This window comes from Pseudoalteromonas sp., assembly GCF_041613455.1.
Classification (GTDB): Bacteria; Pseudomonadota; Gammaproteobacteria; order Enterobacterales; family Alteromonadaceae; genus Pseudoalteromonas.
In genome coordinates this window covers 1-14927 of the sequence record NZ_JBFJHD010000013.1, presented here as the reverse complement: position 1 = coordinate 14927, position 14927 = coordinate 1, and the positions used below count along the sequence as shown (strand labels likewise).

Below are 14927 nucleotides of genomic sequence, written 5' to 3'. Positions count from 1 at the left end.
CTACATGCTTTTTATTTTTTTTATGTGAGCTGCAACCGCTGTATCAGCGAACGAAGCATGAAAATCAGCCACTTTATCTTGAAACGCTTGTTTGTCTGGGTAAGTCACTTGTACGCCTTCTGCAATAACTGCTTTAAGCGCCTCATCAGATGCGTTTTGCCACAGTGAACGTTGGTACTCAACTGAGTCGGCCATTGCTTGGGTTAACCACTGTTGTTGTTCATTGTTAAGTGAGTTCCAAACTTTTAAGCTTGCTAAAATCACATCAGGAACAAACGTATGTTCGTCCAGCGAATAATATTTAGCGATTTCGTAATGACGAGATAAGTAATAGCTTGGCGGATTATTCTCTGCGCCATCAACTACACCTTGTTGCAGTGCGGCATACAATTCGCCCCATGCAATCGGTGCTGCAGCGCCGCCTAACGCTTGTACTGTCGCCACAGCTGTAGGGCTATTTAACACGCGAATTTTTTTTCCTATTAAATCATCCGGGGTATTAATCGCGCCATTGGTGGTATAAAAGCTGCGGCTGCCTGCATCGTAATAGCCCAAACCTTTAAGCCTTGCAGTGCTTACTTTATTAAGTAGCTCGGTGCCTAAATCGCTTTTAAGTACACGCCAAAAATGTTCGCTATCGCGAAACAAATACGGAATGCCGAATACTTTCATTTCTGGTACAAAACCTTCCAGTGGGCTTGCCGACACTTTAGTGATTGATAAACTACCGATTTGCAACAACTCAATGAGTTCACGTTCAGACCCCAACTGACCACCTGGATAAATAACAATTTCCATTGTGTCATTAGAATAAAATGCCAAACGTTTAGCCATATATTCCATTGCTTGATGTACCACATGACGCGTGTCTAATGTATGTGCTAAAGTTAATCGCACTGTTTTTTTGTCATCGCTGCAACTAGTTAGCAAAAATAACGACAAAAACAGCATTATCTTTATGAGAAGATTTCTATTCATTATTATTTCTTCTTATCGCTATATGATCATGAAAGAGCTGATTATCTCAGCTCGCCCGGTTGATATTTATCCATATCATCATAATCGAGGTTTTCGCCTGCCATACCCCAAATAAAACTGTAGTTTTGTGTGCCAGCACCCGAGTGAATTGACCACGGTGGCGATACCACGGCTTGCTCGTTATGTACCCAAATATGGCGTGTTTCAGTCGGCTCGCCCATAAAGTGACACACAGCTTGCTGCTCTGGCACTTCAAAATAAAAATACACTTCGTTACGACGATCATGCTGATGAGCAGGCATGGTATTCCAGACGCTGCCTGGTTTTAATTCCGTTAGCCCCATTTGTAGTTGGCATGTTTGTACTACGGTATTGATCAGCATCTGATTAATATCGCGCTCATTGGAGGTTTCAAGCGCACCTAAATGCAATACATTAGCATCATTACGCGTCACTAACTTATTTGGATATTTGTGGTGAGCTGGTGCAGAATTAAGATAAAATTTTGCAGGATTGCCACTGTCATGACTAGTAAACAGCACCTCATTGGTATCTTTACCTAAATACAAGGCATCTTTATAGCCAAGCTGAAAATCTTCTCCATCAGCAGTTATCGTGCCGCTGCCGCCAACATTGATCACACCAAGCTCTCTACCTGTTAAAAAGTTTGCTGCTTTTAAGTTGTCTACCGTTTCTAACCTAAGCGGTGCTCTGGTTGGCACCGCACTGCCCACCATGAAACGCTCGTAGTGGGTGTATAACCAATAAATGGTGTTCTCTTGCATGAGTTTGTCGACCAAAAACTCATCTCTTAACTGTTGGGTGTCATAGCCTTTAACTTCATTTGGACCAACGGCATAACGTGACTCTATTTGTGTGTTCATAACATGCTACCTAAAATTAAAAATTATCGTGCTAACCAGCCACCATCAACGGCAAGAATATGGCCATTGACATAGTCACTGGCTGTTGAAGATAAAAATATGGCTGAACCAATTAAGTCTTCTGCTTCACCCCAACGCCCCGCAGGGATACGCCTTTCAATTTCACTATTACGGGCGGCATCATCTTGTAATGCTTGGGTGTTGTCGGTTCTAAAATAACCTGGCGCAATAGCATTAACCTGAATATTGTGTTGCGCCCATTCGTTTGCCAGCGCTTTAGTAAGACCCGCTACCGCATGTTTGCTCGCGGTATATGCTGGTACTGTCATACCGCCGCTGTATGACAGCATTGAGGCAATATTAATTATTTTTCCAAACCCTTGTTTGATCATGTTTGGCGCAACCGCTTGGGCCAATAAAAAACTGGCATCAAGGTTTACTTTCATCACGTTCTGCCACTGCTCATACGGGTAGTCAACCGCTGGGCTGCGAAATATAGTGCCGCCAACATTGACCAAAATATCTATTTCGCCATGTTCCGTTAACGCTTTGTTTGCTAATGCATTAACTGAGTCTGCATTACTCAAATCAGCAGCATAATCAAAAGCCACACCGCCACGTTCTTCGATCATCTGACACGTTGCTTGGCAGCCACGCTCTTTGCTACTACTGCAAATAACCTTTGCGCCGGCAGCGGCTAAACCCAGTGCAATTTGTTGACCCAGGCCGCGGCTTGCACCGGTGACGAGTGCTGTTTTTAAAGTTAGATCAAACAAGGTGGCTGTCATTTTAAACTCCTGTATTAAAGTATTTATTACGTAATTACTAATTCAATGTAAATTGAATTAACTAAACTTGTTAACACTCATTCTTCGCTACCGGTGGCAATTTGTCAAATACTATTTGCCACCGGTGGCAAATATGACTAAGATATAAATATCAATCAGCCCATATAACGTTTATAGGTTCTTATTATGCAAGCACTGAATAGAAAAAACTTTAATAAAGACAAATACCCAACAAAAATAATGCAATACGGTGAGGGGAATTTCTTGCGTGCATTTATCGATTGGCAAATTGATAAACTCAATGAAACAAGTGTTCTAAACGCCGGCGTTGCAGTTATTCGTCCTATTGATTATGACGCAATTCCTTTACTTAATGTTCAAGACGGTTTGTATACCACTATTATTCGTGGCTTAAACGAGCAAGGTGAAACCGTCGCCGATCATCGTATTATTAGTTCAATCAATGAAGAAATTCCTGTCTATAAAGATTTTCCGCGTTATATGGCATTAGCTGAGAATCCGGATCTGAAAATTATTTTTTCAAATACCACTGAAGCTGGTATTGAATATATTGATACTGATAAACTCGACGACGCTCCCGCTAAGGCATTCCCAGCTAAATTAACGCAGTGGTTGTTCCATCGCTTTAATCACTTTAACGGCTCAGCTGACAGCGGTATGGTGATCATCCCTTGTGAGTTAATTGACTACAATGGCGAGAAACTCAAAGAAATCGTGTTTCAATACTGCCAACTTTGGCAACTACCTGAGGCGTTTTCAAGCTGGTTGAATGAAGCTAACCACTTTTGCTCAAGCTTAGTTGACCGTATTGTCACCGGCTTCCCCCGTGATGAGCATCAACAACTACAAGAATCGTTAGGTTATTTAGATAACTTTATGGTGACCGCTGAGTACTTTCACTTGTTTGTTATTCAAGGACCGCAGCATCTAGCACAATTATTATGCTTGCAAGACAGTGATCTAAATATAAAAATTGTTGATGATATTTCACCTTACAAACAACAAAAAGTCGGTATTTTAAATGGTGCTCATACGGCTTTAGTGCCACTAGCTTACATGGCGAACATTGATTCTGTTGGCGATGCGCTCACCGAGCCTTTGTTTGAAAAATACTTAACACAATTAATCTTTGCTGAAATTATTCCCACTCTTGATTTACCTGAAGATGAATTAAAGCGCTTTGCCAATGATGTACTGAATCGCTTTAGAAACCCGTATATTTGCCATTTATTACTGTCTATTTCGCTCAACAGTATGACTAAATTTAAGACACGTATTTTGCCGCAGTTGCACACCTATATGAAAACAAATAACGCAGTACCGAATATGATGGCACTGGCGATTGCAGGGCAAATTTTGATGTATAAAGGTCTACGTAATAAGCAGCAAATTGAATTGAGCGATGCACCACAATGGTTAGAACTATTTAATACCCTGTGGCATGACTTTGATAACAATACCCTGTCCTTAAACGCGCTTGTTGAACAAGTACTAGGGGCACAGTGGCACTGGGAAAGCGATTTAAATACGCTGCCAGAATTAACCAATACAGTCACAACTCACTTACGTAATATGCTCATCGAGGGTGTAGTAAGTACACTAACCAAACAGTTAGGCCAATAATATGAAACCATTAATTAAACTACACCCAACTGATGATGTTGCCATTGCAATGCGTAATATCACCGCTGGTGAAATATTGCCCGTTGATGGCGAAGAGATCTTAGTCAATGAGAACATTGATAAAGGCCATAAAGTGGCGCTGCGTGATATTAATAAACAAGAGAATGTTATTAAATACGGTGCCCCCATTGGCTTTGCCCTAGAGAATATTCAAAAAGGCGGTTGGGTGCATACCCATTGCGTTAAAACCACCCTCAATGATGAACTGGATTATCAGTATATTCCCGAGTTTATTGAACAAAGTGAAGCGACCCCTTCGCCTGAAGTAAATATTTATCGTAGACAAAACGGTGAAATTGGCATTCGTAATGAAATCTGGCTGATCCCTACGGTAGGCTGTGTCAATGGCATGATCAACCAAATGATCAAAGAGTTTAAACTGCGTCATCCACAATTAGAAATTGATGGCATTTATGCGTTTCCTCACCAGTTTGGGTGCTCTCAGCTCGGTGATGATTTAGACACTACACGGATACTGCTACAAAACATGGCACTGCATCCAAATGCTGGTGGCGCTTTAGTCGTTGGCTTAGGCTGTGAAAATAATCAATTACCGGCATTTCGTGATGGCTTAGGGGATTACGATGAAGGCCGCATTAAGTTTTTGATCACCCAACAAGCCGATGACGAAATTGAAGAAGGCGTTGCGCTACTTGAACAAATTTATGCCCAAGTAAAACAAGATAAACGTCAACCGGGTACTTTATCTGAAGTAAAGTTTGGCCTTGAATGTGGTGGCAGCGATGGTTTGTCTGGTATTACGGCGAATCCGATGCTGGGTTATTTTTCGGATTATTTAATTGCTCAAGGTGGTACAACGGTATTAACCGAAGTACCTGAAATGTTTGGCGCTGAAACTTTATTAATGTCGCGCTGTAAAGACGAAGAAACCTTTAACAAGCTCGTTAGCATGGTTAATAACTTTAAAGGTTATTACAAAGCTCATAATCAACCGATTTATGAAAATCCGTCGCCAGGTAATAAAAAAGGCGGGATCACTACCTTAGAAGATAAATCATTAGGGTGTACGCAAAAAGCCGGCACCAGCAAAGTACAAGCGGTTTTGCACTATGGTGAACGCCTGCAAATACCTGGATTAAATCTATTAGATGCACCAGGTAACGACCCTATTGCCACCAGCGCACTTGGTGCTGCAGGTTGTCATATGGTGTTATTTACCACTGGCCGCGGTACGCCTTATGGTGGATTTGTGCCAACGTTAAAAATTGCTACTAATTCAGAACTTGCCAATAAGAAAAAACGCTGGATAGATTTTGACGCTGGCGTTTTAATTAACGATGTCTCAATGGAGCAAGTCCACGGGGAGTTTGTTGAACTGCTAGTCAACATCGTAAACGGCCAACCAACTTGCAATGAAATAAACGACATTCGTGAAGTCGCTATTTGGAAAAAAGGAGTGACATTATAAATGACACCTAAGTCCATCGCAATTATTGGCGAATGTATGGTTGAGCTTAGCGGCCAACCATTTACTGCTATGCAACAAAATTATGGCGGCGACAGTATGAATACCGCCATTTACTTAAAAAAACTCGCTGGCAATGAAGTAAACGTCAATTACGTCAGTGCCATGGGCACTGATCCACTAAGTCGTGCACTGATTGAAAAATGGCAAGCTCACCATATTAATACTGACAACGTGCTGCTCAGTCATAACAAACAACCGGGTTTGTATATGATTCAAAACGATATGTCAGGGGAGCGTACTTTTCAGTATTGGCGTAGCGACTCAGCCGCTAAATATTTATTACAACATACTGATTTTAAAAAAGTACTAACCAGCCTTGCCGAAGTTGATGCTATTTATTTATCGGGGATCTCGCTGGCAATCTTAGCAGAGCAAGATTGCCATACTTTACTCTGCCATTTAGCGTTACTAAAACAGCAAGGGATAAAAATTATTTATGATAGCAACTATCGCCCTGCATTATGGTCAAGCAAAATGCACTGCCACCTTGCCAATAATAAAGCATACGCACTAGCCGATTTAGCATTAGTGACCTTTGACGATGAAGCACAATTATGGGGAGATAGTAATGTTGCGAAATGTACCGAACGTTTGCACCAACAAGGGGCTCACGAGGTCGTTGTAAAACTCGGCGCGGATGGCTGCCAATACAGTATAAAACACCCTGATAATTCAATTTCAGTCGAGCTGTTTAATACTGTCACTGTAGAAAAAGTGATCGACACTACCGCCGCAGGTGACTCATTTAATGCCGGCTTTTTATCTCAGTGGTTAACAGAGCAGCCTATAAAGCAGTGCGCGCAAGCTGGTAATTTACTGGCCACCCAAGTGATCCAAAAGCGTGGAGCAATTGTCGAGATTAACATTGCGACAATCAAAAACTACTAATGCAGTTAGCGCTTTATTTAGCCCGCTAGGAGTTAAATGCTTAAATCGATTAGTTAAGACTCTTTAACGTCTGACACCGAACCTGAGTGCATACCTAAGTTTACTTATTCTAAAGTAAGTGCTGTGAGACGCTTATTTTGTTTAAGTAAACTTCCTCTCATGGGTATGCACTCTAATTTATCATTACTACAACATTCACTTATGGCTAAGGGGCTGGTTTGCCATCGGCATCGATGCCACGCTTCCAATACGCTGAACACACTATTTTTGCACTGGGGACCGCAAACTGCTCTTTCGCAAGGTTTTGAATTGTGCGCACAAGTGAGCCTTCAAGCCCCATAAAAATTAATGGTGTGCCCGTGTACTTATTTAAACAGTGCGCGACCTGCTCTACTAACTCTATTTGTGGCTCAGTCGTAACTAACCACTTAATACGATGTTTAGTATGCACCTCTATTGTATCTAATTTGATGATATCTTGGGAGTCTGTAACGTGTATGACCACATCAACATCAGCTGTTGCAGGTAGTTGTTGTAAATAGCCGTTAATAGCATTAACTGAGGTTAAATCAGCAATCATCAAATACTGCGACTGACTAAAATCCCCCAACTTTTTAGGGCCAGGGCCTGCAATTGCGAGTTTATCACCAGGTTTTGCTTGTTTAGCCCAATCAGTTGCGATACCACGATGCTGATTGACGACAAAATCAAGCGTAATTGTATGGTTAATAGTATCAATCGCTCTGATTGTATATGAGCGCTTAGGTGCTGGTTCAGCTGCTTTGAGGTCAATTTCAACCTTATCTTGTCCAGCATGTGGTAATAGTACTTTTACGTACGCACCTTGTTGATCCGCAGGAAAATCATGAAACTCATCTGAGCCAACAACCAAACGCTTTAAATGCGGAGCTATCGCTGTTGTGCTTATTACGGTTGCACGACGTACTTTTCTACTCATTTTCATCTCCTCAGAAGGTTTATTTACATGTTTAATTGCACAACGCCCCATTGGTTGATAAAATCAACTATAACAAATTAATTGACTTTGTCAACTACATTGAGAGTTTTATGAATACACCTTTATCAAATACGCTGTTTGAATTGATACAAAATTACCGCGTCACAATTCGTGAAGCAATTAACGCAGGCGAACTTGGTATAAATGCTATGCACGTACGCTGCATACATATTATTGCGAACGTAAATAACTGTACGGCTAACGATATTGTTACTAAAACGCAGCGCGACAAAGCGCAAATAGCACGTTTAATTAAAGATCTTATTGGCTTAAATTTAATAAATAAACAGGCAAGTGAGCACGATAAGCGCTGCCTTATTTTGTCGCTCACAGAGCAAGGGAAAGTTCTTTTTGATAAGTTATTAGCCTCAGAGCAGAAAATAAATAATCAAATGTGTAAAAACTTAAACCCTCAGCAAATCAAAGACTTTTTAGATATCGCACAGCAAATGATCAAAAATATGGATTGATCGGTTATACATTCCTTGGCATAACTTACACAAAACGCATATACTGTACACTTATACAGTATATGCGTTTTAGGTTGTGTTATGTTTGTCATTCCCATTTATATAGAAGCAGGCGTGTGTGGTTTTGAATCGCCCGCAGCGCAGTACACCGAGCTAGGTGTAACCCTTGATGAGCTTTTAATAAAGCACCCAAATGCTACCTTTATTGGCCTAGCATCGGGTAACTCTATGCAAGAAGTCGGAATTTTTGAAGGGGACTTATTAGTTATCGACCGTGCAGAGCCTGCAGAAAATGGTGACGTTATTGTTGCTAACTTAAATGGTCTTTTTGTATGCAAACTGCTTGATAAAACCAATGCGCGGCTGCTTTCAGCGTCTTCTTTACATAAGCCTGTACAACTCACCTCTGCAGACGAGTTTCAGCTCGAAGGCGTAGTAACGCTATCAATAAGAATGCACAGGCAAAGCCCAGAGTTACTAAAATGTATGCCTTAGTTGATGCTGTGTCATTTTATGCCAGTGCCGAAAAAGTATTCGACCCTGCTATTCGATCCAAACCCGTGGTTGTACTTACCAATAACGATGGCTGTGTATGCGCTATTTGCCCTATTGCTCGGCGCTTAAATATTCCTAAATTTGGCCCGTACTTTAAAGTTAAGCATTTACTTGAACAAAACAACGTTGTTATTCGCTCTAGCAATTACGAGCTTTATGCTGATTTAAGCGACAAGATGATGAATATTATTGGCCGCTTTTGCGATACACAGCACATATACAGTATTGATGAATCGTTTTTGCACTTTGATGGCTACACATCATTAATTAAAGACTGGCATGAATACGGCCATACAATAAGGCGCACAGTATGGCGCGAAACAAAGCTTCCTGTAGGTGTTGGTTTTGGCCCGACCCCTACTTTAGCAAAAGCCGCTAACCACGCCGCTAAAAAGCTCAGTGGTTTTAATGGTGTTGCAGTAATAAATAGCGAACAAACTCGCCAAGCTATTTTACAAAGAATGAGCTGCGAAGATGTGTGGGGGATAGGCCGGCGGCTAGCTAAAAAGCTTAAAATAATGAATATACACACCGCCTGGGATCTTGCTCAGCAAAACCCTAGAGCAATGCGCCGTGCATTTAGTGTGGTTGTTGAACGCACAGTAAGCGAGCTTAACGGGATAACATGTTTAAACTGGGATGATGTACGACAAGACAAGCGGGAGATTTATTCAACCCGTAGTTTTGGAGAGCGCATATGTGAGCCAACAGCACTTAAAACAGCGCTAATTAACCATGTAACCACAGTGGCTAATAAATTAAGAGCGCAACACTCGCTCACTCACCAGCTTTATATTTTTGCAGCCAGTGGCGCGCACGAAAATAAATATTATAAAAAGTCTTTTGTGTATAAGTTCCCCTCACCCACTAACGACACCTGCGTGATGGCTAATGCTGTATCTGAGGTATTTAATAAGATTTACCAACCCGGTATACGGTTTTATAAATGTGGTGTAGGCGCGGTAGAGCTAATATCAGAACAGTTTCAGCAAAATGACTTATTTAATAAAAGCCCTGATAATCCAAAACTTATGCAATGCTTAGACACAATTAACAATCGATACGGAAAAGGAATGCTAAGCCTTGCAAGTAGTAAATTAAATGACCGGTGGCACATGAACCGTGATTTTTTGTCGCCGCAGTACACTACGCGTTGGCGCGATATCCCTAAAATATACTGCGAATGATTTGCTACTTACTACTTACTAGATGCTTTATTTACTCTCATCTGCTTTTTTAAATGTGCACTCTACATTGGGTTCGCTCAATGTATATTTGAGTGTGTTATCAGCTAAAAATTTGATACTTTGACTGATTGTTTTTTCGTTTGCTGGGCTTTCACAACGGCTCATTCTTAAGCCGTTTTCAAGGCCATCACTTTTATATTTAAGCGTGCTGGTTATAAAGCAAAAGTTTGGTTTTTTAATGGTTCGGGTACCATTGTGGAGCGATCCAAATACAATTTGCTCACCAAGTTTAAAACCAGCACTTAAATCACTTTCATCTGTCAAACTCAAATTGCTGTTAACGCATAACCCTGAGTTGCTCGACACAACTTCGTAGGCCCCCAATTTTGACTTTAAAAGCGGTATAAATCGTGTTTTATTACTCGGCTCAGAAAAAGCATTTGCACTTGTAAAAGCGACAGTTAATAAAGCGAGTGTTAAATATTTCATTTCGTGGGTGTATCCTCGTGAGTCAGCGTGTTAAATAATAGCAAAATGCCTAATCACTTAGCTTTTATAACTTTTAACAACTATAACAGAGATTTACTATAAAAGGAGAGAAGTCGTATTCAGGAACCAAGACACGAGCAGCTAAGGGAGCTTTGCTCGACTATACTGATTCTTACATGTGTGTAAGCCAGTAAGATAACGCAAGAGCAATTACCGAGCCCATTAGGTTACAAACCTCGTGCCGCAAATAAATCCCTTAGATTGAACACATTTAAATCCACAAAGATTCATCCTAGATACTGCATTACAAACCATTTTGCTGTTAAGTACTTTAGTTAATACGTGCTTAAACAGCAAAACGATTTATATCAATGCGCTTACTTGAAGGGAAATTGAACTCATAAAATTGTTTGAATAGCGCTCAAATTACTGTTTGTTTTATTGCCAGTACTTTGCAAATAATAAAGGGTAGCTTTGCTTTAAGAACTTAGGTTTGTCTTTAAAACGTTTACCTTTAGGTTCATCACTGCCTGATGGAATAAACGGTAATTCGTCTTCGCTGCGTTCTTCAAATAATAAACCGGCTATTAAATCATACTCATCAATATACGGGTAAGGCTGCTCGTTTAAGTAATAAACAGGTGTACACTGCGCTAACGAATCAGCATTTTCTAAAGCGTTTTCGAATACTGTTTTACCGCGCGAAATTAACCAACATCTAAACTCGCTAAAACCGTAATCGTCGTTACATCCAGCCATCACAAAAGCGGCACCAAACAAATCCCAGGTAAAACATTTACGCATATGTATGCCAAAGTGTTTATCAAAATCAATAAGGTGCTGATCGCTTAAATCATTAAGTTTAGTTTTTAGGTTATCGCTCACACTTTGCGGATCGAGCCCTAAATCAGGCGTTGTTACTAAATCCCAAAAAGCCTGCTCTGTTAACGTTGCCATTATAAAATCTCTTTTACTCGGCCAACTTGACCATCTTCTAAACGTACTTTAATACCGTGTGGGTGATTTGGTGATTTTGTTAAAAGGCGCTCAACCACACCTTCTGTTAATGTGCCGCTGCGTTGATCTTCTTTTAATACAATATTTACTGTGGTACCTGGTGAAATTTGCGAACGCGAAGGAACAGCCATAATTTAAACCCTAAAAATAATTTATCTAATTATAACGTCCATGTGATGTCATACCAACTAAACCGCTGTTAATTGGCTAAAAATGAGATGTGTGCTGGTTTTGCGTTCAACTTAATAGCTGCTAGCTGGCTAAGTATAATCTGCGTTAATTCACCAAGTTGCGGTTTTGCATCTTCACGGGCTACCTCATCAATAAAGTAACATTGTACTTTTAACGTGTTTACTTCGTTATTTAAATCAACTGTATGCGTTAGATAATCAAAACCAATTACCATTTCTTTTATTGCTTCGCATGCATTAGTAAGCGCTAAGCGAATTTGCTTATCACGCTGTTTTTGAGTTTTAGTCATAAATATAAAGGTTACTTATTTAGTCTGGGCTTGTTGCTGTTTTTTAAACTCTTCGTAGTTAGAGTCTTGTTTATCTAGGCATTCGTAATATTCTTTGTCAGCTTTATAGTTACACTCATCAAGGCGCGCCGATTGCAATTCATGAAAACGTGCATCAGAGCTGCAACCAGCCAAAACACATGATCCAATAATAAGTAATGCGCTGCTTTTTAGTTTATTGATAAACATTAAATTTCCTTACACTTTCTATATCGAAAAAGCGTTAAATTATTACGATACTATTGTATATTAGCGCCATAAAATCTTAATATCCAAAGGATCTATTACTATGATGTCGCAGTTACAAAAGTTGTTTCAGCGTATAGACAAAAGCAAGATATTTCAATCATTTGTTATAGCTGTAATTATTGTTTCTGCCCTTACAGTAGGTGCACACACTTACTCACTACATCCTACCGTAGAGCTTGCTCTTAATTGGATGGATGTTGGCATTACTGCATTCTTTTTAATTGAACTAATAATCCGCTTTGTTGCAAGCAAAGGCATTAAAGACTTCTTTTCTAAGGGATGGAATATATTTGACACTATCATAGTATTGGGCAGTTTATACCCTGCTGCTGGCTCTACAATGTTAATTGCTAGGCTGTTGCGCATATTTAGAGTGTTACGATTGGTTTCGATGATCCCAGAGCTGCGCTTATTGGTTAACTCATTGCTTAAAGCCATTCCGCAAATGGGTTATATAGCCCTGTTAATGTTTGTTATTTTTTATATATACGCTGCAATGGGTAGCATGATGTTTGCTGAAATCAATCCTGTACTTTGGCAAGACGTCTCAATATCAATGCTTACCTTGTTTAGAATAGCAACGTTTGAAGATTGGACCGACATAATGTACGAAACAATGGCGGTGTACGAATTAAGCTGGATTTATTACCTTACGTTTATATTCTTAACTGCATTTGTATTTTTAAACATGATGGTAGGTGCAATACTTGAGGTAATGAGTGAGGAGCACCGAAATGCCCGAGAAGAGCTTGCGGATAACGATTCTCTACCTGCAACACAAGGTCAGGTAAATGAGCTACAAGTTCAAATTGCAGAGCTTAAAGCGCTATTAAGTAAAGACAAATAGAAATGTCTAAACTAAGTAACACCAACATCAATAATGTTGGTGTTACTTTGAGTTAAACGTTTAATTTGGGATATATAAATACATTAATTACTTTTATTACTTAAAGATTCATCACTCTTTGGATCTTCAAAAGAAATAACATTATCCACTTTCATTTTAAACGCATCAAAAAAAGCATTTTTTAAAACCGAAATAACAGCTTGGAAAGTCGAAACATCCGTATTATCTAATTGCCCCTCTATAGGAATGCGTGCAGCAACAAGCTTAGACTCATCGTTTTCAAGTATAGAGCCCAGTAAATCTACACTGCCTTCAAATATAGCAGTAAAGATACCGTCATCATCTTTTTCTATATCTTCTCGCCAAGAAAATACACTCAGGTTTTGAACACCCGCTTTTACATAACCATTTAAGTTATTATCTTTAGCCACAAGTTCCATTGCGCCATCAATGCCCCCCGCTTCAATATCAAACGGTGTATACACTTTAAATACAGTGTCGAGATTTTTAATTGAGAAGCGCTGTACCTCTGCGTTAAAATCAAAATTAGCGTGTTTGCTAAAAGGGTCTAGTTTGCCATCAAGTTTTAATGCGGCCTCCCCCATTAACGCCCCCTCTACGTTTAGAGTAGTCACAAGTGTTTTTGATAGGTTTTGCGCATTCGTTATATTTTCAATTTTGGCATTAATATTTGATATAAAAGTGGGTTTTTCACCGTTATTGGTTGAGTTAACTAAGGTTAACTTGCCTTGCTCAATTATTAAGGTATCAATAGAAAACAGTACTAAGTCATTCGCCAGTCCCACCCAAGTGGTTTCATCTTTTACTTGTTGATTTTGCTCAGAAGCATTGGGGTCTTTATCGTAAATAACTATTTCAGGACGCGTAAAAGCCATGTTTGTGACTAAATTCCCTTTTAAAAGGGCTGACCACGCAAGTGAAAAATCGAGAGTTTGAATACTCAGTAAAGGCTTAGGAGCTGAAGTTGCATCAACAGCGTAAATTTCAACGTCGTCAATCGCGTAGGCACCGCGATATAAAAACAAATCTACATCACCAACATGCCCCGTAACACCTTGCGTATGTTTTAGCTGATAATTTACGTACTGCTGAAGCGCATAAGGTGCAGCTATTCTGGCAATAATAAGGACTAATAAAATAACCGCAAATGAGTTAAACCATTTGCTATGAAATACATTAGAAACCGAGCTCATTGTAATTTCCTTTACCTAATACTTTCAAATGAGTATTTTAAACATGTAAGAATTACGCAAAATTGTAACAACACTACGTAAATCGTATTTAAAATACATCGTTAATAGCCTAAGTGAAGTTAAAGTGGCTAATTTAAGTATTAACAGCAAAGGTTATACCAATTTAAAATTGCTACAAAAAATTGGGTTTATGCAGCAATACTTAACTAAATAAAAACAGCGAGTACCTTTAATATATCAAGGATAGTGCTTGATCAAATCTAACTGGTTTACTGAATATAAAACCTTGGTATTTATCAATTTCTAAGCTTTGTAATAACGTTAACTGAGCGGAGTTTTCTACGCCCTCCGCTATTACTTGGCAACCAATCATATGCGACATGTTAGTTACCGCAGAAACAATACTTTTATCTTTTGAGCACTCACAAATATTATCAATATAAGATTTGTCTATTTTAATGTAATCAACTGACAGCTCTTTTAAAACCGATATACAACAAAACCCAGTACCAAAGTCAACAATAGAAATACGCACACCGGTATTTTTTATGGCCGTAATCACATTTGACAAATACGGTAAATTTTTAATCATGACTGTTTCTGTTATTTCTAAATGCACATTGTATGGTT

The 14927-nt window shown here is 39.5% G+C and carries 18 protein-coding genes; 7 read left to right on the top strand and 11 right to left on the bottom strand.

The window, feature by feature from the left end; all coding sequences use genetic code 11:
• Genes ABYB02_RS02740 through ABYB02_RS02730 form a run of 3 tightly spaced genes read right to left on the bottom strand, consistent with a single transcriptional unit; the run spans window position 1 to window position 2650 of the window.
• Window positions 1–978 (bottom strand): TRAP transporter substrate-binding protein, encoded by a 978-nt coding sequence (locus tag ABYB02_RS02740; RefSeq protein WP_372760827.1) that lies wholly within the window; start codon window positions 976–978, stop codon window positions 1–3.
• A 41-nt stretch (window positions 979–1019) separates the two neighbouring features.
• Window positions 1020–1862 carry a 5-dehydro-4-deoxy-D-glucuronate isomerase gene (gene kduI / locus ABYB02_RS02735; protein ID WP_193226961.1) on the bottom strand — a complete coding sequence of 281 codons (843 nt, stop codon included), beginning with the start codon at window positions 1860–1862 and terminating at the stop codon, window positions 1020–1022.
• A gap of 23 nt (window positions 1863–1885) precedes the next feature.
• Window positions 1886–2650, bottom strand: coding sequence for an SDR family oxidoreductase (locus ABYB02_RS02730; protein ID WP_182753066.1), 765 nt, complete (start codon window positions 2648–2650; stop codon window positions 1886–1888).
• A gap of 186 nt (window positions 2651–2836) precedes the next feature.
• Between ABYB02_RS02730 and ABYB02_RS02725 the strand changes: the two genes are divergently transcribed.
• Genes ABYB02_RS02725 through ABYB02_RS02715 form a run of 3 tightly spaced genes read left to right on the top strand, consistent with a single transcriptional unit; the run spans window position 2837 to window position 6731 of the window.
• Window positions 2837–4294 carry a tagaturonate reductase gene (locus tag ABYB02_RS02725; protein ID WP_372760824.1) on the top strand — a complete coding sequence of 486 codons (1458 nt, stop codon included), beginning with the start codon at window positions 2837–2839 and terminating at the stop codon, window positions 4292–4294.
• Window position 4295: 1 nt separating this feature from the next.
• Complete coding sequence (locus ABYB02_RS02720) at window positions 4296–5783, top strand: UxaA family hydrolase (RefSeq protein WP_372760822.1); 1488 nt, start codon at window positions 4296–4298, stop codon at window positions 5781–5783.
• A complete protein-coding gene (locus ABYB02_RS02715) occupies window positions 5784–6731 on the top strand; it encodes a sugar kinase (RefSeq protein WP_372760820.1) in 948 nt (315 codons plus the stop codon).
• A 205-nt stretch (window positions 6732–6936) separates the two neighbouring features.
• Here ABYB02_RS02715 and ABYB02_RS02710 read toward each other — a convergent pair whose 3' ends face one another.
• Complete coding sequence (locus ABYB02_RS02710) at window positions 6937–7689, bottom strand: siderophore-interacting protein (protein ID WP_372760818.1); 753 nt, start codon at window positions 7687–7689, stop codon at window positions 6937–6939.
• Between the two features lie 110 nt (window positions 7690–7799).
• On the opposite strand from ABYB02_RS02710, the gene ABYB02_RS02705 reads away from it, so the two are divergent.
• From ABYB02_RS02705 to ABYB02_RS02695, 3 genes are all read left to right on the top strand, one after another.
• Window positions 7800–8219, top strand: coding sequence for a MarR family winged helix-turn-helix transcriptional regulator (locus ABYB02_RS02705; RefSeq protein WP_372760816.1), 420 nt, complete (start codon window positions 7800–7802; stop codon window positions 8217–8219).
• A gap of 81 nt (window positions 8220–8300) precedes the next feature.
• Window positions 8301–8714 (top strand): S24 family peptidase, encoded by a 414-nt coding sequence (locus ABYB02_RS02700; protein WP_004334808.1) that lies wholly within the window; start codon window positions 8301–8303, stop codon window positions 8712–8714.
• Window positions 8702–9961: a Y-family DNA polymerase gene (locus ABYB02_RS02695; protein WP_024608122.1), complete on the top strand. Its 1260-nt coding sequence runs from the start codon at window positions 8702–8704 to the stop codon at window positions 9959–9961. Before ABYB02_RS02700 ends, ABYB02_RS02695 begins: the two co-directional genes overlap by 13 nt.
• 27 nt (window positions 9962–9988) lie before the next feature.
• Here ABYB02_RS02695 and ABYB02_RS02690 read toward each other — a convergent pair whose 3' ends face one another.
• The 5 genes from ABYB02_RS02690 to ABYB02_RS02670 all read right to left on the bottom strand — a co-directional run bounded on the left by ABYB02_RS02690 (window position 9989) and on the right by ABYB02_RS02670 (window position 12176).
• Entirely contained in the window at window positions 9989–10450 is a 462-nt protein-coding gene (locus tag ABYB02_RS02690) for a hypothetical protein (RefSeq protein WP_004334802.1), read from the bottom strand.
• Window positions 10451–10888: 438 nt separating this feature from the next.
• Window positions 10889–11407: a DUF4240 domain-containing protein gene (locus ABYB02_RS02685; protein ID WP_004334799.1), complete on the bottom strand. Its 519-nt coding sequence runs from the start codon at window positions 11405–11407 to the stop codon at window positions 10889–10891.
• Window positions 11407–11598 carry a YwbE family protein gene (locus ABYB02_RS02680; protein WP_004334795.1) on the bottom strand — a complete coding sequence of 64 codons (192 nt, stop codon included), beginning with the start codon at window positions 11596–11598 and terminating at the stop codon, window positions 11407–11409. Before ABYB02_RS02680 ends, ABYB02_RS02685 begins: the two co-directional genes overlap by 1 nt.
• Window positions 11599–11666: 68 nt before the next feature.
• The gene (locus ABYB02_RS02675; RefSeq protein ID WP_372760813.1) at window positions 11667–11948 is read right to left on the bottom strand and encodes a hypothetical protein; all 282 of its coding nucleotides are present in this window, start codon (window positions 11946–11948) and stop codon (window positions 11667–11669) included.
• Window positions 11949–11963: 15 nt separating this feature from the next.
• Entirely contained in the window at window positions 11964–12176 is a 213-nt protein-coding gene (locus ABYB02_RS02670) for a hypothetical protein (protein WP_004334789.1), read from the bottom strand.
• Window positions 12177–12276: 100 nt separating this feature from the next.
• Here ABYB02_RS02670 and ABYB02_RS02665 point away from each other — a divergent pair, with 100 nt between their 5' ends.
• On the top strand, window positions 12277–13083 hold the full coding sequence (locus ABYB02_RS02665; RefSeq protein ID WP_004334787.1) for an ion transporter: 807 nt from the start codon (window positions 12277–12279) through the stop codon (window positions 13081–13083).
• A gap of 83 nt (window positions 13084–13166) precedes the next feature.
• Here the strand turns inward: ABYB02_RS02665 and ABYB02_RS02660 are convergent, their stop codons facing one another.
• Together ABYB02_RS02660 and ABYB02_RS02655 are read right to left on the bottom strand one after the other, a co-directional pair.
• Window positions 13167–14297, bottom strand: a complete 1131-nt coding sequence (locus tag ABYB02_RS02660; protein WP_372760810.1) for a DUF748 domain-containing protein — start codon at window positions 14295–14297, stop codon at window positions 13167–13169.
• Window positions 14298–14526: 229 nt separating this feature from the next.
• On the bottom strand, window positions 14527–14927 hold a 401-nt coding region (locus ABYB02_RS02655), incomplete at its 5' end, for an EAL domain-containing protein (protein ID WP_372760808.1).